Source organism: Micromonospora sp. NPDC049048 (assembly GCF_043197615.1).
In the GTDB taxonomy this organism is placed as follows: Bacteria; Actinomycetota; Actinomycetes; order Mycobacteriales; family Micromonosporaceae; genus Micromonospora.
In genome coordinates, this window is record NZ_JBICTM010000011.1 from 52,864 (window position 1) to 72,855 (window position 19,992).

16 protein-coding genes are annotated in these 19,992 nt (G+C 74.7%); 8 read left to right on the plus strand and 8 right to left on the minus strand.

Features of this window, described 5'->3' with window-relative positions; translation table 11 throughout:
* Positions 1-5 precede the first annotated feature (5 nt).
* From ACGFIG_RS28380 to ACGFIG_RS28410, 7 genes are all read left to right on the plus strand, one after another.
* Complete coding sequence (locus ACGFIG_RS28380) at positions 6-4,994, plus strand: amino acid adenylation domain-containing protein (protein WP_393008032.1); 4,989 nt, start codon at positions 6-8, stop codon at positions 4,992-4,994.
* The gene (locus ACGFIG_RS28385) at positions 4,987-5,823 is read left to right on the plus strand and encodes an AzlC family ABC transporter permease (RefSeq protein ID WP_393008034.1); all 837 of its coding nucleotides are present in this window, start codon (positions 4,987-4,989) and stop codon (positions 5,821-5,823) included. Before ACGFIG_RS28380 ends, ACGFIG_RS28385 begins: the two co-directional genes overlap by 8 nt.
* A gap of 5 nt (positions 5,824-5,828) precedes the next feature.
* Positions 5,829-6,158, plus strand: a complete 330-nt coding sequence (locus ACGFIG_RS28390) for an AzlD domain-containing protein (protein WP_132238343.1) — start codon at positions 5,829-5,831, stop codon at positions 6,156-6,158.
* Positions 6,155-7,000: a carbon-nitrogen hydrolase family protein gene (locus ACGFIG_RS28395; protein ID WP_393008036.1), complete on the plus strand. Its 846-nt coding sequence runs from the start codon at positions 6,155-6,157 to the stop codon at positions 6,998-7,000. The genes ACGFIG_RS28390 and ACGFIG_RS28395 overlap by 4 nt, the downstream gene beginning before the upstream one ends.
* Before the next feature lie 195 nt (positions 7,001-7,195).
* Positions 7,196-8,371 carry a trans-sulfuration enzyme family protein gene (locus ACGFIG_RS28400; RefSeq protein WP_393008038.1) on the plus strand — a complete coding sequence of 392 codons (1,176 nt, stop codon included), beginning with the start codon at positions 7,196-7,198 and terminating at the stop codon, positions 8,369-8,371.
* 173 nt (positions 8,372-8,544) lie between these two features.
* Positions 8,545-9,195, plus strand: coding sequence for a TetR family transcriptional regulator (locus tag ACGFIG_RS28405; protein ID WP_393008040.1), 651 nt, complete (start codon positions 8,545-8,547; stop codon positions 9,193-9,195).
* Between the two features lie 66 nt (positions 9,196-9,261).
* The gene (locus ACGFIG_RS28410) at positions 9,262-10,854 is read left to right on the plus strand and encodes an MDR family MFS transporter (RefSeq protein WP_393008042.1); all 1,593 of its coding nucleotides are present in this window, start codon (positions 9,262-9,264) and stop codon (positions 10,852-10,854) included.
* Between the two features lie 100 nt (positions 10,855-10,954).
* On the opposite strand, the gene ACGFIG_RS28415 is transcribed toward ACGFIG_RS28410, so the two are convergent.
* The 8 genes from ACGFIG_RS28415 to ACGFIG_RS28450 form a co-directional block, all read right to left on the minus strand.
* Entirely contained in the window at positions 10,955-11,875 is a 921-nt protein-coding gene (locus ACGFIG_RS28415) for an STM4011 family radical SAM protein (RefSeq protein ID WP_393008044.1), read from the minus strand.
* Positions 11,872-13,197 (minus strand): STM4012 family radical SAM protein, encoded by a 1,326-nt coding sequence (locus tag ACGFIG_RS28420; RefSeq protein WP_393008046.1) that lies wholly within the window; start codon positions 13,195-13,197, stop codon positions 11,872-11,874. The genes ACGFIG_RS28415 and ACGFIG_RS28420 overlap by 4 nt, the downstream gene beginning before the upstream one ends.
* On the minus strand, positions 13,194-13,997 hold the full coding sequence (locus tag ACGFIG_RS28425; RefSeq protein WP_393008048.1) for an STM4013/SEN3800 family hydrolase: 804 nt from the start codon (positions 13,995-13,997) through the stop codon (positions 13,194-13,196). The genes ACGFIG_RS28420 and ACGFIG_RS28425 overlap by 4 nt, the downstream gene beginning before the upstream one ends.
* Positions 13,985-15,136, minus strand: coding sequence for an STM4014 family protein (locus ACGFIG_RS28430; protein WP_393008050.1), 1,152 nt, complete (start codon positions 15,134-15,136; stop codon positions 13,985-13,987). Before ACGFIG_RS28430 ends, ACGFIG_RS28425 begins: the two co-directional genes overlap by 13 nt.
* A 1-nt stretch (position 15,137) precedes the next feature.
* Entirely contained in the window at positions 15,138-16,088 is a 951-nt protein-coding gene (locus tag ACGFIG_RS28435) for an STM4015 family protein (protein WP_393008052.1), read from the minus strand.
* Positions 16,089-16,094: 6 nt separating this feature from the next.
* On the minus strand, positions 16,095-17,027 hold the full coding sequence (locus ACGFIG_RS28440; protein ID WP_393008054.1) for an STM4015 family protein: 933 nt from the start codon (positions 17,025-17,027) through the stop codon (positions 16,095-16,097).
* 145 nt (positions 17,028-17,172) lie between these two features.
* Complete coding sequence (locus ACGFIG_RS28445; protein WP_393008055.1) at positions 17,173-17,964, minus strand: shikimate dehydrogenase family protein; 792 nt, start codon at positions 17,962-17,964, stop codon at positions 17,173-17,175.
* Between the two features lie 147 nt (positions 17,965-18,111).
* On the minus strand, positions 18,112-18,585 hold the full coding sequence (locus tag ACGFIG_RS28450) for an aromatic ring-opening dioxygenase LigA (RefSeq protein ID WP_393008057.1): 474 nt from the start codon (positions 18,583-18,585) through the stop codon (positions 18,112-18,114).
* Positions 18,586-18,904: 319 nt separating this feature from the next.
* Here ACGFIG_RS28450 and ACGFIG_RS28455 point away from each other — a divergent pair, with 319 nt between their 5' ends.
* Positions 18,905-19,804, plus strand: a complete 900-nt coding sequence (locus ACGFIG_RS28455; RefSeq protein ID WP_393008059.1) for an alpha/beta hydrolase family protein — start codon at positions 18,905-18,907, stop codon at positions 19,802-19,804.
* The last annotated feature ends 188 nt before the right edge of the window (positions 19,805-19,992 follow it).

Genomic DNA, 19,992 nt, shown 5'->3' on the forward strand with positions numbered 1-19,992 from the left:
AGATCATGCAGTCGCTGATGACGCGGGGCCAGCTCAAGATCGCCGCGGCGCGCCGCCCGGAGCACGCCCGCCACTGGCGTGCCGTGCTCGGCTCCGGCGCCGACCCGGTCGGGTTCCCCGCCGACCGCACGCCGGCGCCCGGCGCCCCGCCCGAGCCGGCCGCTGTCACCGTGCCGCTCGACGAGGCGGTGGTGGACCGGCTCGCCCGGGCCGGCCGGGGCGGCGAGGACGCCCGCCAGGTCCTGCTGACGGCCGCGGTCGCCGCCCTGCTGCGCCGCTACACCGGCGCCGACGACATGCTCATCGGCCGCCCGGGCGAGCCGGGGCAGCTGGCCGGGACGCTGCCGTTGCGGGTGCGCTGCGCGGCGGAGACCAGCTACCGCGACCTGGTCGGGCAGTTGCGCACGGCGGTGCCCGAAGCGGCCCGCCACGCCGACTACCCGGTCGAGTTGCTGGCCGAGGAACTGGCGGCGGACGGTGGTGCGGGCCCGCACCCGCTCGTCGACGTGGCGGTGGGCGGCGGTGCGCCCGACGGGGCCGGGGCCGGGGTGTTCTTCGCCCTCGGCGCCGCCGAGGTGACGGTCCACCACGACGCCCGCCGCTACGACCGCGCCACGGTCGAGCGCCTCGGCGCCCACCTGGCGCTGCTGCTGGGCCGGGCGCTGGCGGAGCCGGACGCGCCGGTGGCGGAGCTGAGCCTGCTGACCGACGGCGACCGGGCGGTGCTCCGGGAGGTCAACGACACCGGCGTCGAGGCGGACCCGGCCGGCCGGCCGGACGAGTGGGTCGCCCGGTGGGCCGCCGCCCGGCCGGACGCCGTCGCCGTCGGCACCGGCGCGGGCAGTTGGACGTACGCCGAACTGGAGGCGCGGGTGGCCGCGTACGCCGAGCGGCTGCGCGACGCCGGGGTGGGCGCGGAGTCGATCGTCGGTGTGCTCGCCGACCGCTCCCGCGAACAGCTGGTGGCGATCCTGGCGACCCTGCGGGCCGGCGGGGCGTACCTGCCGGTCGACCCCGGCTATCCGGCTGCGCGCGTCGCCTACCTGCTGGAGGACAGCGGCGCGGCCCTGGTGCTCGCCGCCGACCCGGCGCGGGTCCCGGACGGTGTGCCGGCGCTCCCGCTGCCGAGCACCGGCCCGGTCCCCGCCGCCGCGTCACCCGCCGCCGCATCGCCCGGACCCGAGGTGACGCGCGACGGGCGGGACCTCGCGTACGTCATCTACACCTCCGGCTCGACCGGCGCCCCGAAGGGCGCGATGATCGAGCACCGTTCGCTGGCCAACCGGCTGGCCTGGATGCAGCGGCGGTACCCGATCGGCTTCGCCGACGTGATCCTGCACAAGACCCCCACCACCTTCGACGTGTCGGTGTGGGAGCTGTTCTGGTGGGCCCGCGAGGGCGCCTCCGTCTGCCTGCTGCCGCCCGGCGCGGAGCGCGACCCGGAGGCCATCATCGGGGCGGTCGAGGCGCACGGCGTCACCACCGTGCACTTCGTACCGTCGATGCTGGGCGCCTTCCTCGACTACCTCGGCACCGTCGACACCGGCCGGCTGGCGAGCCTGCGGCAGGTCTTCGCCAGCGGCGAGGCGCTGAGCCCCCGGCAGGTGGACCGCCTCGCGGAGCTGCTGCCCGGCGCGACGCTGGTCAACCTGTACGGGCCCACCGAGGCCACCGTCGACGTCTCCCATCACCGCTGCGAGCCGGGCCGGGAGCGGGTGCCGATCGGCCGGCCCGTGGACAACACCCGCCTGTACGTGCTCGACGAGCGGCTGCGCCCCCAGCCGGTGGGGGTGCCGGGGGAGCTGTGCATCGCCGGGGTGCAGCTCGCCCGCGGCTACCTGAACCGGCCGGAGCTGACCCGGGACCGCTTCGTCGCCGCGCCGGAGGTCGACGAGGAGCGGGTGTACCGCACCGGTGACCTGGCCCGGCTGCTTCCCGACGGCACGCTCGACTACCTCGGCCGCCTCGACCACCAGGTGAAGGTACGCGGCTACCGCGTCGAGCTGGGCGAGGTGGAGGAGGCGCTGCGCGGGCACCCGGGCGTGAAGGACGCCGTGGTGGTGGCCCGCGACGGCAACCTGATTGGCTACGTGGTCGCCGACGAGCCGGTGGGCGAGGCGACGCTCACCGCCCACCTGGGCACCCTGCTGCCGAGCTACCTCGTCCCCGCCCGGGTGGTCGAGCTGGCGGAGTTCCCGCTGTCCGGCAGCGGCAAGCTGGACCGGCGGGCGCTGCCCGAGCCGGCCGCGCCCGAGCGGCCGTACGTGGCGCCGCGCACCGGGCCCGAGCGGATCCTCGCCGACATCTGGGCCGACGTGCTGGGCGTCGACCGGGTCGGCGTGGAGGACAACTTCTTCGCCATCGGCGGCAACTCGATCCACTTCGTCACCGTGCTGGCCCGCGCGCACGCCGCCGGGGTGGAGCTCACCTTCCAGCAGATGTTCCGCCACCCGACGATCGCCGCGCTGCTCGCGGCCGGTCCGCCGGACGCGCAACGGGCGGTGGCGCACCCGCCGTTCGCCCTGCTCGACGCGGCAGACCGGGCCCGGCTGCCCGCCGGGGTGGTCGACGCGTACCCGCTCGGGCAGCTCCAGGCGGGGCTGATCTACGAGAACGAGCTGTCCCGGGGCGCCGCCCAGTACCACGACATCATCAGCTTCCTGATCAACGCGCCGTTCGACGAGGCGACCTTCGCCGAGGCGGTGCGGATCCTCGTCGCGCGCCATCCGATCTTCCGGACCAGCTACCACCTGACCGGCTTCGGTGAGTACCTGCAACTCGTGCACGCCGACGCGCCGAGTCCGCTGTGGGTGGTGGACCTGCGCGACCGCGACCCGGCCGGGCAGGAACACTGGTACGCCGACTGGCACGCCCGCGAGCAGTCGTACCGGTTCCGCTGGCAGGAGCCGGGCCTGGTCCGCATCCACGTGCACGTCCTCGGCGACGAGCTGTACCGCTACAGCGTCAGTCAGCACAACTCGGCGCTGGACGGCTGGAGCATCACGCTGCTGCACACCCAGCTCTTCGACACCTACTACCGGCTGCTGGCCGGGGACCGGCCGGACGAGGAGCCGGCCGAGAACCACTTCCGCGACTACATCGGCCTGGAACGCCGGGCGTTGGAGTCGGCGGCGGACCGCGACTTCTGGCGCGGCGTCCTCGCCGCCGGCGGGGTGACCGAGCTGCCCCGGTGGCAGCCGCCGGAGGTCCCGGCCGAGCGGCCGGTGGTGTTCCACGAGGTGGAGATCGACGACGCGCTCTCCGAGCGGCTGCTGCGCGTGGCCGACCGGTTGGCGGTGCCGCTGAAGACCGTGCTGCTGGCCGCGCACGTCAAGGTGGTCGGCGCGCTCGCCGGGGACACCGAGGTGCTCACCGGGTACGAGCAGAGCGGACGGCCCGAGGCCGAGGGCGCCACCGGGGCGCTGGGACTCTTCCTCAACACCGTACCGATGCGGGTGGACCTCGGCGACGGCTCCTGGGCCGACCTGGTCCGGGCGGTGTACCGCGCGGAGGCGGACCTGCTGCCCCACCGGCGCTACCCGATGGCGCAGATGAAGGCGGACGCCGCCACCACCGACCTGCTCTTCGAGACGGTCTTCAACTACACCCACTTCTACCTGCTCAAGCAGCTGCGCGAGCTGCCCGGCTTCGACCTGCTCGACGTGCGGGTGAGCACGGAGACGGAGTTCGCGCTGCGCGCCGAGTTCATGCGGGACTTCTTCACCGACCGGGTCCGGCTGAGCCTGCACTACCACTCGGCGGCCTTCACGCCCGAGCAGGCGGCGGGGATCGGCCAGGTGTACCGGCGGGTGCTGGCGGAACTGGCGGCCGACCCGGAGAGCGCCCACGCCGGGCTGCGGCCCGGCCTGCCCGAGCCCCGGGTCACGCCGGCTCGGCGCCGCTTCGACCGGGCCGCCCCGGCGACGCGGCGGCCGGAGCAGCCGGCCGGGCGGACCGCGCCGGGCACGCCCGTCGCCCGGCGGATCGCCGAGGCGTGGGCGGCGGCGCTCGACGTGCCGGTGGCCGGGATCGCCGAGGAGGACAACTTCTTCGACCTGGGCGGCACCTCGCTCGCCGCGATGCGGGTGATCGCCGCGCTGCGGCCCCTGGTCACGCTGCGGCAGCTGATGACGACCTCCACGCTGGGCCCGCTGGCCCGGGTCGTCGAGGCGGACGCCGCGCCGCCGGACCGGCTGCTGCAACCGCTGTCCCCGCCGGACGGCGCGTACGACCGGGTCCTGGTCTGCTTCCCGTACGCGGCGGGCAGCCCGCTCGCCTTCCGGCCGCTGGCCGAGGCGCTGGCCCCGCACCGGATCGCGGTGCACGCCGTGGCGCTGCCCGGGCACGACGTCAGCCGTCCCGAGCCGCTGCTGGAGCTGGCGGAGCTGACCCGCCGGGTGGTCGCCGAGATCGGGGAACTGGGCGGCGGGCCGGTGCTGGTGTGGGGCCACTGCGTCGGCGCGGCGGCGGCCATCGAGGTCACCCGGCTGCTCGCCGCCGCCGGCCGGGCACCGGAGCGGCTGTTCCTCGGCGGCAAGCTGCTGCGCGCGGCGGAGGAGATCGACGCCAGCATCGCGGAGGTCACCGGGATGGCGCCGGCGGACGTGGTGGGCTGGCTGGTGGAGCAGACCGGATTCACCGAACTCGACGGCCTGGACGCCGGGCACGTCGAGGCACTGGTCGCCGCCTTCCGCCACGACGCCGTCGGCTCGCACCGTTACCTGCGGGACCGGCTGGGGGAGCCGCTGCCGGTGCCGGTCACCGTGGTCGTGGCCGCCGACGACCCGTTGACGGCCGGGCCCGGCGCCGCGCACGAGGCGTGGCGGCGTGTCGCCGCCGACGTGGAGTTGAAGGAGATCGACGGGGGCGGGCACTACTTCTGCCGCACCCGCGCGGCCGACGTGGCCGCTATCGTCGGCGCGACGGAAACGGGCACGCCGCCGGCGGCCGCCGCCGTACCGTCCGCCCGCTGTCCTGGGGAGGATCATGTCTGACCGTACGCCGACCGTGCGGGGCGAGTTCGTCGCCGGAGCCCGCTCGATGGTGCCGTTCCTGCTCTCCGCCTTCCCGCTGGGCGTGATCGGCGGCACCCTCGGCCTGGCCGCCGGGCTGTCCTACCTGGAGACGTTCGGCCTGGCGATGATCGTCAACTCCGGGACCGCCCAGTTCATCGGCTTCAAGCTGATCTCGGAGGGCGCGGCGTGGCCGGTCATCGTCCTGACCACGCTGATCCTCAGCCTGCGGATGCTGATCTACTCGACGCTGCTCGCGCCGCACGTACGCGAGTTGCCGCAGCGCTGGCGGCTGCTGCTGGGCTTCGGGCTGATCGACGCGGTGTTCTTCGTGGCCTTCGACCGGATCAAGGGCGACGAGCCGGCCCGGCGCAAGAGCATGTTCTACTTCGGCGCCTCCGCCGTCATGTACGTCAACTGGGCGGTCGCCACGGTGGTCGGCATGATCGCCGGGCACCTGCTGCCGGAGCGGCTGCGCTCGGGGCTGGACTTCCCGATGACCGCGGTCTTCCTGGTCGTACTGGCCTCGGCGCTGGTCGGCTGGAAGGTCTGGACGACGGCCGTCTCCGCCGGGGCGCTGGCCCTGCTCTTCCTCGGGTTGCCCTACAACCTCGGCCTGATCGTGGCGGCGTTCGGCGGCGCGTTCGTCGGGATGGCCTGTGAGGTGGTGCAACGGCGGTGGTTCCCGCCGAAGCCCACCGACGAGCCGGAGCCGGCGGAGGAACCCGAGGAACCGGAGCCGGAGGCCGCCCGGGTGGCGGCCGGGGAACGCCGGGCCGTCGAGGCGGCCCGTGACACGGACGGAAGGTGACGGGAATGTCCATGCTGCTGCTCATCCTCGGGATGGGGCTCGCCACCTTCGCGCCCCGGTACCTGCCGCTGCTGGTCTTCCGCGACCGCGTGCTTCCCGACGACGTCAAGGTCTTCCTCGGGTACCTCCCGCCGGCGCTGCTGGCGGCCATCGCCGTCCCGTCGGTGATCGCGCCGGTGGACAACCGGATCGAGATCACCGTCGTCACCGTGCCGTACCTGGTGGCCGGTCTGGTCACGTTGGTGACCGGCCTCTTCGTCGAGCGCTTCATGATCGTCTGGACGGTGGGGCTCGTGGTCTTCTTCGGCCTGCGCTGGTGGCTGGGGGCCGCGTGACGACCGCGCATCCCGTCGACCGCGCCCCGCTGCGGGTCGCGGCCGCCCAGGTGACCGCCGTCCCCGGTGACCTCGCCGGCAACGCGAGGATGGCGGCGGAGTGCATCGCCGAGGCGGCGGCGCGCGGCGTCCACCTCGTCGTCTTCCCCGAGCTGTCGCTCTGCGGCTACGACGTCGGCCTGTTGCGCGACGACATCGCCCGGTGCGCCGTCGAGCCGGACGGCGAACCGCTCGAGGTCGTCGCCGAGGCCTGCCGCACCCATCGGGTGGTGGCGGTGGTCGGCGGCTGCCTGCGCCGGGCCGGCGGCTGGGTGATCGGTGCCCTGGTGCTCGGCGCGGACGGCGGGCTGGCCGCCGGGTACGACAAGCGCCACCTGGACCGTGACGAGCGGGAGTTCTTCGTGCCGGGCCACGCCGACACCCTGGTCGAGGTGCGCGGCTGGCGGCTCGGGCTGGGGATCTGCTACGACTCCAGCTTCCCCGAACACGCCCGCGCGCTGGCCCTCGCCGGCGCCGACGCCTACCTGTGCCCGAGCGCGTTCCAGACCGGGGACTCCGACCATCGGCGTGGCGTGTACTTCCCGGCCCGCGCCCTGGAGAACACCTGCTACGTGGTGTTCGCCAACTTCGCGGGATCACACGGCAGCTGGGAGTTCGCCGGCCGCAGCGCCGTGTACGCTCCCGACGGACGGGTCCTCGCCGACGCCGGCAGGGGCCCCGGGCTCGCCGTCGCCGACCTGGACGACGCCGTCCTGCGCCGGCACCGCGACGCGCTGCGGATGCTCGCCGACCGTGCCGCGCCCGCGCCGCCCCCGGCGGCCGTGCCCGTCCGGGCCGGGTGACCCCCGTCCGCCGGGAGCGCTCAGCTCGGGCGACCCTGTCCGCCGGAGCGTCCGGGCCGGGTGACGCCCCGCCGGCCGGGCCGTGCGAGCCGGGTGACACCGGCCCGGCGGGACCATCCGGGCACCCGGGGTGACGCCCGCACCTTTTCCGACCCGCCGTCCCGGCGGGCGGCCCACCACGTGAGGAGAGAACCTGTGACCGGCACCGGCACGATCGCTGTCCACGGCGACGACGGGCTGAGCCCGGGTGGGGCGGTGTCGCCGCCGATCGTGCAGAGCGCCACCTTCAGCGCCGAGTCCGACGAGCAGTTCACCGCCGTCGCCACCGAGACCCGCGGGAACGCCTTCTACACGCGCTACGGCAACCCGAACCACGCGCAGGTCGCCGCCGTGGTCGCCGAGCTGGAGGGCGTCGAGGCGGGCATGGTCACCGCCTCCGGGATGGGCGCGATCAGCACGATCGCCCTGGCGCTGCTCTCCGCCGGGGACCACGTCATCGTGCAGCGCAGCACGTACGGCGGCACGACGTCGCTGGTCACCGGCCTGCTGGCCCGCTTCGGCGTGGCCTTCACCCAGGTGGACCAGACCGACACCGACGCCTTCGTCCGGGCACTGCGCCCGCAGACCCGGCTGGTGCTGGTGGAGACCCCGAGCAACCCCCTGCTCGAACTGACCGACCTGGCCGCGGTCGTGGAGCTGGCGCACGCCAACGACGCGCTGGTCGCGGTCGACAACACCTTCGCCACCCCGGTCAACCAGCGGCCGGCGGACTTCGGCGCCGACCTGGTGTGGCACAGCGGGACGAAGTACCTCGGCGGGCACTCCGACGTCTCGGCCGGGGTGATCGTCGGTTCCGCCGACCTGGTCGACCGGGTCTGGCAGACCGCCATCGTCACCGGCAGCACCCTCGGCCCCATCGACGCCTGGCTGCTGCTGCGCGGCATCCGGACCCTGTCGCTGCGGGTGCAGCGGCACAACGCCAACGCGCTGGCCCTGGCCCAAGCGGTCGAGGGTCATCCGGCCGTGCGGCGGGTCCGCTACCCGGGGCTGCCGACGCATCCCCAGCACGAGCTGGCCGTCCGGCAGATGACCGGCTTCGGCGGCGTGCTCAGCGTCGAGCTGCGCGACGGGCAGGCGGCGGCCGGGCTGCTGAAGGGCCTCCGGCTGGCCAAGCGGGCGGCCAGCCTGGGTAGCGTCAGCACCCTCGTGGTGCACCCGCGCTCGATGTGGGCCGGGATCGTCGACGCCGAGCAGTTGGCCGCCACGGGCATCGGCGAGGGCCTCGTCCGGGTCTCCACCGGCATCGAGGACACCGAGGACCTCGTGGCCGACTTCGTGGCGGCCCTCGACGCGGCGGAGCGGACGCGGTAGCGCGCGTCGGCCGGCGGCGGTCGGTTTCCCGGCTGTCGTACGGGCTCCGTCCGGCACGCGGCGTGCAGGATGCCGGCGGTGTCGCCGGCATCCTCCGGGGCGGCCGAATGGCCCGCGTCACTTCACTTCATAAAACATTGCAGGCTGTGCAAGATCGCTTGTAGTGTCGCCGCGTGACCTCCACCAGCACCGAGCCCGCCCCCGGGCGGCGCGACCGCAAGAAGCGCCGGACCCGGGCCGCGCTGACCGAGGCGGCACTGCGGCTGGTCGCCGAACGCGGCCTGGCCCAGGTGACGGTGGAGGAGATCAGCGAGGCGGCGGACGTCTCCCCGCGTACGTTCTTCAACTACTTCGCCTGCAAGGACGACGCCCTCGTCGGCGACCAGGCGGGCGACGCGGCGCGCCTGGTGGCCCGGTTGGCCGCCGTGCCGCCCGAGGTGCCGGTGCTGACCGCGTTGCGGACCGCGCTCGACGAGGTGATCGACGAGGTACGCGCCGAACGCGAGCTGTGGTGCCTGCGGATGGATGTCGTGAACCGCAACCCCACGCTCCTGCCCAGGCTGGTCGCCGGCAACGCCGAGACGGAGCGGGCCATCGTCGAGGTCGTCGCGGCACGGGTCGGCGTCGATCCCGACCACGGCTACCCGGCGCTGGTCACCGCCGTGACGGGCGCGGTGCTGCGCAACGCGATGACCCGGTGGGCCGCCCACCCCGCCCGGCCCGACCTGGCCGACCTCGTCGACGAGGCGTTCGCCGCCCTCGCCGCGGGACTGCCGCAGCCCGACGTCGTCGCGGCGGACCCGCCGGTGGGTCGCCGCTCCTGACCCCGCAAGCTCCTTCCGGGAAGGTGCCCGGGAGGCCGTGAAAACCCGTACCCGGTAAGGAAGTCAATGACCGCCACCGTGCCCGCCGAGACCCCCGAGGTCGGCGCCGGCCGCATGTCCCGCCGCGAGGTGCTCCAGGCGCTCTCCGGCCTGATGGTCGGCATGTTCGTGTCGATCCTCGCCTCCACGGTCGTGGCGAACGCGCTGCCGCGCATCATCGCCGACCTGAACGGCACCCAGACCGTCTACACCTGGATCGTCACCACCGAGCTGCTGGCCATGACGGCGACCGTGCCGCTGTGGGGCAAGATGGCCGACCTCTACAACAAGAAGCTGCTGATCCAGCTCTCCCTGGGCCTCTTCGTGGTCGGCTCGCTGATCGCCGGGCTGACCCCGAACGTCGAGGTGCTGCTGGTCAGCCGGGTCGTGCAGGGCATCGGCGCCGGCGGCATGACGGCACTGGCCACCATCGTGATGGCGGCCATGATCCCGCCCCGCGAACTGGGCCGCTACGCCGGCATCTTCGGCGCCGTGTTCGGCGTCGGCACCATCGCCGGGCCACTGATCGGCGGCGTGCTGGTCGACACCTCCTGGCTCGGCTGGCGCTGGTGCTTCCTGATCGGCGTCCCGTTCACCCTGCTCTCCATCTTCCTGCTCCAGCGCACCCTGCACCTGCCGGTGACCCGCCGCAAGGTGAAGATCGACTGGCTCGGCGCGCTGCTCATCACCTCCGGCGTCTCCACCGTGCTGGTCTGGTCGTCGCTGGCCGGCAACAAGTTCGCCTGGGCCTCGGGCTGGACGGCACTGATGGTCGGCGGCGGTCTCGCCCTGCTGGCGCTGGCGGTCTGGGTGGAGTCCCGCGCGGACGAGCCGATCGTGCCGCTGGACATCTTCCGCAACCGGACGGTCTCGCTGACCACCATCGCCAGCATCCTGGTCGGCGTGGCGATGTTCGGCGGCACCGTGTTCCTGTCCCAGTACTTCCAGCTCTCGCTGGGCAAGTCCCCGACGGTGGCGGGACTGATGAGCCTGCCGATGATCCTGGGCCTGCTGGTCTCGTCGACGGTCGCCGGCCAGCTGATCACCAAGTACGGCCGCTGGAAGCGCTACCTGGTGGCCGGCGCCGCCGTGATGGTCGCCGGCATGCTGCTGCTGGCCACCATCGACGCCGGGACCAGCATCCTGCTGCTCAGCGTCTACATGGCGGTGCTCGGCGTCGGCGTCGGCATGCTCATGCAGAACCTCGTGCTCGCGGCGCAGAACGACGTGCCGGCGCACGAGCTGGGCGCGGCCACCTCCGTGCTGACCTTCTTCCGCAGCATGGGCGGCACGATCGGCGTCAGCGCGCTCGGCGCGGTGCTGGCCAACCGGGTCGCCACGCTGAGCGCGGAGAAGCTCGGTCCGCTGACCGGCGGCGCCCCGGGCGGCCACGGCTCCACCGAGGTGCCCGACCTGTCCACCCTGCCCGAGCCGGTGCTGAGGATCATCCAGGACGTGTACGGCACCGCGACCGGTGAACTCTTCCTGGTGGCCACCCCGTTCGCGGTGCTCGCCCTGCTGGTGGTGCTGTTCATCCGCGAGAAGCCGCTGCACACCCTCAGCGGTGAGGAGCGGCGGGCGCGCGAGGAGGCGGCTGGCGTCGTACCCGGCGCGCACTGAGTCACCCGGTCAGGGGCGGTCCGGCCTGCGCCGGGCCGCCCCTGTCGCGTCCGGCGGCGTGCGTGCGCCGGCTCGCCGGCCCGCCGGCCCGCCCCGCGCGCTACACCGGGGGAGGGGCGGGGACGGCCACCGTCCCGTGCACCGGCGCGCCGAGCGGCACCGGCCGGCGCGCCGACGGCCAGGCGGCCGGGATGCGCTCCAGCACCCCGCCGGCGAAGACGTCGCGTAGGCCGAGCGGCTTGAGATGGACGTAGCCGATGTGGCAGTCGCAGACCGCGTTGCCGCACGGGCGCGGACGCAGGGCCGCACGCCACGACCCGTCGTAGAGGTTGCCGATCGGTTCGTCGATGAAGTGGCAGCGGCGTACGGTGCCGTCGCCGCGTACCGAGATCGCCGTCTCGCCCGCGTGGCACGGGAGGTCGAGCGACACGTGCGGGCGCACGCTGTAGCCGAACAGCGGATCCAGCTCCGTCCAGGTCGCCTCCTCGGCCGCGTCGTAGCGCCGGCCCTCGGCGGCGTTGACCCACAGGTAGACCCCGGTGGGCAGGGCGGCGCGCAGCGCCCGCGCCTCGGCCAGGTGCTCCGGCAGGCCCACCACCCCGACGGAGTAGCGGATGCCCAGCTCGGTCAGCCGGGCGCAGCGGCGCAGGAAGCGGTCCCGCTCGACCTGGCCGGGGTGGTACGTGGCCCACAGGGCAGCGGCGCGCGGGTCGGCCTCGGCCAGCCAGTCCACCCGGGCGGCCAGGTTGGTCTGGATGACGACCCGCTCGACGTGCGGCAGGTGCGACAGCGACACCATCGCGTCCCGGTACCAGCTGCGGGTCAGCCCCTCGCCCCACGGGGTGAACAGCACCGACAGCCGTACGTCGGCGGTGGCCGCCACCCAGCCGGCGAAGCGCTCCAGCGCCGCCCGGTCGGCGCGCAGCAGCTCCGGCGGGTCGTGCCGCTTGGCGAACGGGCAGTACGGGCAGTCGTAGTTGCAGCTCGCCAGGGGCCCCCGGTAGAGGATCGCCAGGTTCACCTCGGCACGTACCCGGTCATCGCGTCGCGTACCCGCGCCGAGGTCAGCCACGGGCCGATCGCGTCGGAGCGGGCCAGCCCGGCCGGGGTGAGCCGCAGCCCGCCGTCGTCGGCCCACCCCCGCTCGGCGAGGGTGCCCAGCTCGGGGAAGTCGTCGCCCGGAAGCGCGCCGAACCGGGCCCGGTAGGCCGCGGCGTCGACGCCCTCGGCGCGCAGCAGCGACTTGAGCAGCCACCGGCGGCGCTGCTCGGCGCCGTCGAGGGTGAACCCGAACTCGGCGTGGCGGAAGTCGTCGGCCGGGCGGGCCAGGTAGTCGTCGAGCACCGCCCGCACCTGCGACACCCCGACCGCGTAGTCGAACGAGTAGTGCAGGGACGTGGTGTAGGAACGGGCGCCGCAGCCCAGCCCCACCATGCCGTCGTCCTGACAGCAGTAGTCGGGCCCGTCGGGGACGGGCGCGTCGGCCCGGCGGAACTGCCGCATCGACTCCTGCCGGTAGCCGGCCGCGCCCAGCGTCGCCACCGCCTGCTGGTAGAGGGCGAGCCGCTGGGCGTCCCAGTCGGCGCGGCCGTGCGCCCGCCGCCCGAGCCCGGTCAGCGGGCGCACGTACAGCGGGTATAGATACAGCTCCTCGGGGCGCCACGCCAGGGCCGCGTCCAGGCTCTGCCGCCAGGTGTCGGCGTTCTGCCCGTCGATGCCGTAGATCAGGTCGATGTTGAGCACGGGGATCCGGGCGTCGCGGATCGCGGCCAGGGCCGCCTCCACCTCCGCGCGCCGCTGCGGCCGGCCGGCGGCGCGGGCCTCGGCGTCGAGGAAGCTCTGCACCCCGATGCTGACCCGGGTGGTGCCGTGTGCGGCGAGCACCGCGAGCCGCTCCGGCGTCGCGGTCGCCGGCGAGGTCTCCACCGACAGCGGTACGCCGGGCAGCCGCGCCCCCATCGTGGTGGTGGCGATGTCGAACAGCTCGGTCAGCTCGTCGGCGGTCAGGTAGGTGGGGGTCCCGCCGCCGAACGCCGCGCGGGCGTGGCCGGCGTCGTCGCCGAGCGCGTCGGCGACCCGCTCGGCCTGCCGGCGTAGCTGCCGCAGGTAGTCGGTCACCTGCTCGGCCGGCGCGTTGGCGCGGGTGAACAGGTTGCAGAAGCCGCAGCGCATCTCGCAGAACGGCAGGTGCACGTAGAGGAAGAGCGCCTCGCGCGACTCGGCCCGCCACACGTCCGCCAGCTGCGGGCGCGGGCGCAGCGGCCGGTAGGAGGTCTTGTGCGGGTACGCGTACAGGTACTGCTGGTACGGCGAGCCGTCGAGGCCCGTGTCGGTGCCGGTCACCATTCCCCCGGTCGCAGGACGAAGTGGGCGTACGGGACGGTCCACACCACGTCGTGGCCGATCCGGTGGCCGGTGTGGCCGTCCTCGCCGTAGGCGGTGCCGTGGTCGGAGCAGACGATCGCGAACACCGGTCGGCCCCGCCCGGTGAGCAGGGCGAAGAGCCGGTCGATCCGGCCGTCGACGTACTCCAGGGCGGCGGCGTGGCTGGCCAGGTCGTCGACCCGCGCGCCGGGCAGGTGGTGCCGGTTGGGCTGGTGCAGGGCGGCGACGTTGAGGAACGTGAACAGCGGCTGTTCCGCCGGCACCCGCGGCAGCACCTCGGCCAGCCGGTCGAGTTGGGCGTCGAGGCAGGTGGGGGAGGTGACCCCGAACTCCGGCTCCCAGTGCGCCTCGGCGAACAGGCCCGGCAGCACGGCGCCGAGCGGGCTGCGCCGGTTGAAGAAGCCGACCCCACCTAGGCAGAGCGTGTGGTAGCCGACGTCGGCCAGCGCCGTCGGCAGGTCCGGGGCGTCGAACACCCACGTGTCGGCGCCGGCGGTCTCGCTGCCGGGGAACGCCGCCGCGTACAGCCGCTCGTGCCGGCCCGGGGTGGTCGGGGTGGGCAGGAAGCCGGCGAAGAACGCGTGGTGCGCGGCGTAGGTGAAGCTGGCGGGGGAGTGCCGGCGCTCCCACCGGCCGCCGGGCAGGGCCCGCGCCAGGCGCGGCGTGCGCCCGCGCGCGGCCAGGTCGGCGGCCACGTCGTGCCGCAGCGTGTCGAGGGTGAGCAGGAGCAGGTCGTGACTGCCGATCAGCGCGCGCACGCGAACACCTCCCGCCCGGCCACGCCGACATCCGTCGCCGCCCGACCGGTCGTGGCGGGGCGCGTCGGCTCCCCGCCGGCCGCCGCCCGCCAGCGCGCCCACCGGCCGTCGGTGAGGGCGCGCACCTGCTCGGCGTACGTGTCCCGACCGTCGGCGAGGACCCCCGGCAGCAGGTCGCCGAAGGCGTTGACCTCGGCCACCGCGTGGCGCCGCCAACCGACCAGGAACATCAGGTCGATGCCGACCTGGAGGGTGCGGGGGAAACACCCGGCGACCCGCTCGCAGGTCTCCATCGCCGCCGCCCACGCCGCCGGTCCGGCCGCCGCGCGCAGTTCGGCGAGGTCCCCGCGCGCGTTGCCCAGGTGCAGGTTGGTCAGCGGCCCCCGGGCGGCGCGCACCACGGCGTGGGTGGGTCGGCCCGCCACCGCCACCACCCGCAGGTCGACCACCCGGTCGCCGAGCCCCGCCTTGGGCAGCCAGCGCTCCACGTGCAGGCCGTCCGCGGCGATCCGGTCGACGATGGCGGCGACCTGGGCCTCGTCGGTGTAGTGGCGCGGGCGCAGCGAGTTGAACAGCCCGTCCGGGGTCACCTCGATCGTGGTGACCGCCCGCACCCGCCGCCCGGCCACGGCCAGGGCGACGACCCCGGCGGCCGACGAGCCGTGCGCGGGCTTGACGAACACCCGGCTGGTGCGGCTCGTCGCCATCGCCGCCCGTAGCTGCTCCCACCCGTGCACGGGGGGCAGCGCGGCCGGCACCGGCACCCCGGCGGCCGACAGCCGCGCGTGGCAGCGCCGCTTGTCGCAGAGCACCGCGACGTCCGCCGGGTCGTTGAGCAGTTCCGCGCCGCCGGCGGCGACCCGGTCCAGGCCCCGCAACAGCCCGGCGTACGTGTCGGCCAGACCGACCAGCTCGCCGTGGCGGGCCGGTACGGCGGCCCGGCGCAGCAGCCGGTCCACGTCGGCGTCCTCGCCGGGCGAGTCGACCCGCACCACCGCGCCCGCCGGCGGTGGCGCCGCCCCGGTCAGCACGTCGACCCAGGGCAGCACCTCCGGTCGGGGCAGCCCGGCGCCGAGGACGGCCCCGGTGAATAGGGCGACCCGACGGTTGCCGGGGTTGCCGACGACGGTCAGGCGCATGTCACTCCGACACCGCCGTGTAGCGGTAGCTCTCGCCGTCGTACTCCTCGGGCTCCTGCGGGTCGGAGACGTCCACCCGGACGCCCGGCAGCGCGGCGACCACCGACGCCGCCGTCTCCTCCGCCAGGTAGTGGTGGGACAGGTCCAGCTCCGCCAGGTGGGTCAGCGGCTGCCCGGCCAGGAGAGCCGCCGCGCCCTCGTCGCCGAGCGTGCCCATCGACAGGTCCAGGCGTCGCAGCCGGGGCACCACCGGCGCGGAGGCCAGCGCCCGGGCGAGGTCGTCGGCGATCTCCGAGTTGCACAGGCCGAGCCGGCTCAGCTGCGGGAACCGGTCCCCGGCAAGCAGCGGGGCGAGGTCGCTGACCTGCGCGTCGCCGCCGTAGTCGGAGGTGCCGAGCCACAGCTCCAGGTCGGTCAGCGCGGGCAGGTCGGAGTCGAGCACCGCGCCGACGAACTCCCGGGACAGCCCGCCGCTCTCCGCCGCCAGCTCGCGCAGCCGCGCGTGCCGTACGGGGGAGAAGTCGAAGTCCTCGCCGCCGCGTACCCGCAGCACCTCCAGCGCCGGGTACGCCGTCAGCAGCGCGCTGACGTCGCCCACCTTCATCCAGGAGACCTCGCACTCCTCGGAGGTGATGTCACCGAGGAACAGGGCGCGCAGGGCGGGCAGGCGTGGCGCCGCCGCGCAGAGTTGCGCGATCGGGGCGGGATGGAACGCCGCGTAGCCCCAGGAGCCGACGACCAGGGACTCCACGGACGGCCCGGCCTGCGCGACGAACCGGTCGAACGCGTCGCGGAACTCCTCCGAGAGCGCGTTCTCGGCGGTCTCGTCGTCGAAGTGCCAGTGGGCGATCCGCCACGAGACCGGGCCGTCCACCGTGGGCAGCGGCCCGTCGGCGGGGACGTCCACCACCGGACGGCCGGCGAAGTGGCGCGCGTGGGAACCGAAGGCCATCGCCGCTCACTCCCCGACCGCGGTGTAGCGGTAGATGGTGCCGTCGTAGTCCTCGGCGACCTGCGGGTCGGACAGCTCGACCCGCACCCCGGGCAGCGCGGCGACCACCGAGGCGGCCATGTCCTCGGAGAGGTAGTGGTGCTCCAGGTCGAGGTGCGTCAGGTGGGTCAGCGGCTGGCCGGCCAGCAGCGCCTTCGCGCCCTCGTCGGTCAGCGTTCCCATCGACAGGTCGAGCACCTCCAGCCGGGGGACGACCGGCGCGGTGGCGACGGCCGCCGCGACCGCGTCGGCGATCTCGGCGTTGCACACCGCGAGGTGGCGCAGGGCCGGCAGGCCGGCGCCGGAGAACACCCCGGCCAGGTCGTCGGCGCTCGCGTCGCCGCCGTAGTCCTGCCGGCCGAGCCACAGGTCCAGCCGGTGCAGGGCCGGCAGTTCGCACGCGCCGACGGCGCGGACCACCTCGGCCGGCAGCCCGCCGGACTCGAAGCGCAGTTCCCGCAGCCCGGCGTGGCGGACCGGCTCCAGCCGCAGGCCCTGCGCGCCGCGCACCCAGAGCACCTCCAGCGACGGGTACGCCGCGAGCAGCCCGGTGATGTCGCCGTGCGCGAGCCAGGAGATCTCGCACTGCTCCCAGGTCAGGTCGGCGAGGAAGACCGCCCCCAGCCCGGTCCACTCCCCGGCGGCCTCGACCAGCGCCTCGACCGGCAGGGGCCGCTCGTAGGCCTCGCCCCACTCGCCGATCACCAGGGCGCGTACGGCGTCGGCGGGCACCTGCTCGCGCAGGGCCCGTACGAGACCGGCGAACTCCTCGGGCTCCGCGTCGAAGTCCTCGACCTCCAGCCGCCAGGCGACCGCCGAGGGGTCGTCGGGAAGTGTCATGCCGGGGGTGAACGGCACCACCGGTAATCCGACGAACGACGACACGTGCGAGCTGATCACGCCTACCTCCGGTCCGACTGGTGCAGCGGCGGCGCGACGGTAACAGGTACGCCCGACAGGACGATCATCGAGCAGGTCGGCGGGGGAGGCGACCCGTGGCCGGTGCCGGAGGGCGGCGCTGCCGGCCTGCCGGCGCGGACCGTCGTCACAGTCCGAAGAACTCGAGGTAGGCGTCGATCTGGTGGGCGAGCATCGGCTCGCCCGGATGCGCCCGCAGGCCCCGCGCCCGCGCCTGGGCCAGCAGGACCGTCTCCGCCGGGGTCATGATGATGTCGGCGACCACGGCGTGCGCCGGCAGGTCGGCCACCGCGAACGGCGGCGGGTCGGCGGGGCGCAGCCCCAGGGGCGTGGCGTTGACCGCGAGGTCGGCGTCGGCCAGCCGCGGCCGTGCGGTCGCGTCGACCCTTCCCGGGTACGCGGCGGACAGCCGCCGCCGCAGCGTCTCCAGCCGGCCCGGGTCGGTGTCGCTGAGGCGCAGTTCCGCCACGCCGGCGTCGAGCAGGGCCACGGCGATCGCGCTGCCCGCACCGCCCGCGCCCACCACGCAGGCCCGGCGGCCCCGGAGCTGGTGTCCGGCCGCCAGCAGCCCGCGGACGAACCCGTCGCCGTCGAAGGTGTCGGCGGTCCACGTCCCGTCGGGCTCGCGCCGCAGGGCGTTGGCGCTGCCGGCCAGCCGGGCGCGGTCGCTGGCCCGGTCGGCGAGGTCGAGCGCGGCGGCCTTGTGCGGCACGGTGACCAGCATCCCGTCCAGGTTGGCCACCCGTTGCAGCCCGCGCACCACCTGCGTCAGGTCGGCCGGCGCCGCATGGACCGGGACGAGCACCGCGTCGGTGCCGCGCCGGGCGAGCACCGGGTTGAGCAGTCCGGGGGCGCGCACCTGCGCGATCGGGTCGCCGAGCAGGGCGTACACCCTCGTGGCGCCGCCTATCTCGGTCATGGGGGCGTCTCCGCGGGGCAGGGGTCGTCCGGCGCGGCCGGAGGGGGCGGTGCCGACCCTACGCGACGGCGACGCAGGCCCCGACGCGGCCCGTGCACGCGGCGGCCCGGCCACGCCGTGCGGGCGGGACCGGGCCGGCGGGGCGGATCAGGAGGTGGTGGACGCCGCGGCGGGCAGGGCGTCGAGCCGGCGGGAGAGGGTGAGCAGGCTGTACCCGATCAGGACGAGCACCACCCCGAGGCCCATCGCCAGCGCGGCGACCCCGAAGGAGACGACCGAGGTGAACAGGGAGGCGCGCAGGAACGAGCCGTTCATGACGGTCTGCCGGGTGGGGTCCTCCCGGCCGAGTTCGGCGTACGTCTTGCCGCCGCTGGCCTCCAGCGAGTGCTTCTCGATGACCTCGGCCTCCGCGTACGCGGTCAGCGGGCCGTCGATCTTCTCGCCGGCGAACCAGTCCGCGTCGTCGGAGACGGTGATGCGTTCGTCGGCGAGCTGGCTCTGCACGGTGAACCATGTGGTGGCCCCGCCGATCAGCATGACCAGTCCGGCGACGATGACCAGGACGGACAGTAGGCGGACGGTGGAGCCGACGGCCTTGGACTTCGCGGTGGTGTCGGTCATGGTGTCTCCTCTCCCGCGCCCGGGCAGGGGACCCGGCGTGCGGATGTGTTCCGGTCGAAATGCGACCCAGTATCGCAATCCGGAGGTGGACCGCATCCATCGCACCGACGGCGGACGCGCCGCGCCCGCCCGAGCGGTGTCCGACGGGCGGACGCGGTACGTCGGCGGCCGGGGATCTCCCGCCGCTGGCCGACGGCTTGGACAGCGCGTCGCGGATTCTGTTTCCTCCGTGGACTGGTGATTTCGCCGATGCGGGTCCGGCGACCTCGACGAAGACTGATGCATGTCGATATGCCCCGTCCCGTAGGGAGTGCCCGACGTGTCATCAGCAACCACCACCGTCCGTACCCGTCCCGCCTTCCGCCTCGCCGGACTGGCCGTGGCCGCCGTCCTGGCCGCGGCGGGCGCGCTGGCCGCCCCGACCGCCGCCCAGGCCGCCGACAACCCGTACGAGCGCGGTCCCGCCCCGACCGTCGCGCTGCTGGAGGCCAGCCGCGGCCCGTTCGCCACCGCGTCGCAGAGCGTCTCCTCGCTCAGTGTCACCGGCTTCGGCGGGGGCGTCATCTACTACCCGACCAGCACCGCCGAGGGCACCTTCGGCGCCGTCGCCATCTCGCCCGGCTACACGGCGTCCTGGTCCAGCATCGACTGGCTCGGCCCGCGCATCGCCTCGCACGGGTTCGTGGTCATCGGCATCGAGACCAACACCCGCCTCGACCAGCCGGACAGCCGTGGCCGGCAACTGCTCGCCGCGCTCGACTACCTGACCGAGCGCAGCTCGGTGCGCAGCCGCATCGACGCCAGCCGCCTCGCCGTCTCCGGCCACTCGATGGGTGGCGGCGGCAGCCTGGAGGCCGCGGTCGCCCGGCCGTCGTTGCAGGCCGCCGTGCCACTGGCGCCCTGGAACCTGGACAAGTCCTGGTCCGACGTCCGGGTGCCGACCCTGATCATCGGCGGGGAGACCGACAGCATCGCGCCGGTCGCGTCGCACTCGGAGCCGTTCTACAACAGCATCCCGGCCTCGTCGGAGAAGGCGTACCTGGAGCTGAACGGGGCGAGCCACTTCTTCCCGCAGACCGTCAACACGCCCACCGCCCGCCAGGCGGTGGCCTGGTTGAAGCGGTTCGTCGACGACGACACCCGCTACGAGCAGTTCCTCTGCCCCGGCCCGAGTGGCTCCGCCATCGAGGAGTACCGCAACACCTGCCCGAGCGCCTGACCCTCCGCGGGGCGGCCGTCATCCGCGGTCGCCCCGTGAGGCTGCCAGGGAGTGCACAAAACCGTCGGGGGGCCCCCCCCCCCCGCCGGGCCCCCCGGGGGGGGGGGGCGGCGGGGGGCGGGGGGGGGGAGGCCCCCCACCCCAACAAAAAAACACAGAGGTACGACAATGGGGGGGCCGGGGGGCGG

Bases quoted from the DNA above. Each gene is read 5' to 3' on its own strand.
- ACGFIG_RS28380 (WP_393008032.1), top strand. From the start codon at position 6: ATGCAGTCGCTGATGACGCGGGGCCAGCTCAAGATCGCCGCGGCGCGC.
- ACGFIG_RS28410 (WP_393008042.1), top strand. From the start codon at position 9,262: ATGACCGCCACCGTGCCCGCCGAGACCCCCGAGGTCGGCGCCGGCCGC.
- ACGFIG_RS28445 (WP_393008055.1), bottom strand. From the start codon at position 17,964: ATGACCGAGATAGGCGGCGCCACGAGGGTGTACGCCCTGCTCGGCGAC.
- ACGFIG_RS28430 (WP_393008050.1), bottom strand. From the start codon at position 15,136: ATGCGCCTGACCGTCGTCGGCAACCCCGGCAACCGTCGGGTCGCCCTA.
- ACGFIG_RS28385 (WP_393008034.1), top strand. From the start codon at position 4,987: ATGTCTGACCGTACGCCGACCGTGCGGGGCGAGTTCGTCGCCGGAGCC.
- ACGFIG_RS28435 (WP_393008052.1), bottom strand. From the start codon at position 16,088: ATGGCCTTCGGTTCCCACGCGCGCCACTTCGCCGGCCGTCCGGTGGTG.
- ACGFIG_RS28450 (WP_393008057.1), bottom strand. From the start codon at position 18,585: ATGACCGACACCACCGCGAAGTCCAAGGCCGTCGGCTCCACCGTCCGC.
- ACGFIG_RS28390 (WP_132238343.1), top strand. From the start codon at position 5,829: ATGTCCATGCTGCTGCTCATCCTCGGGATGGGGCTCGCCACCTTCGCG.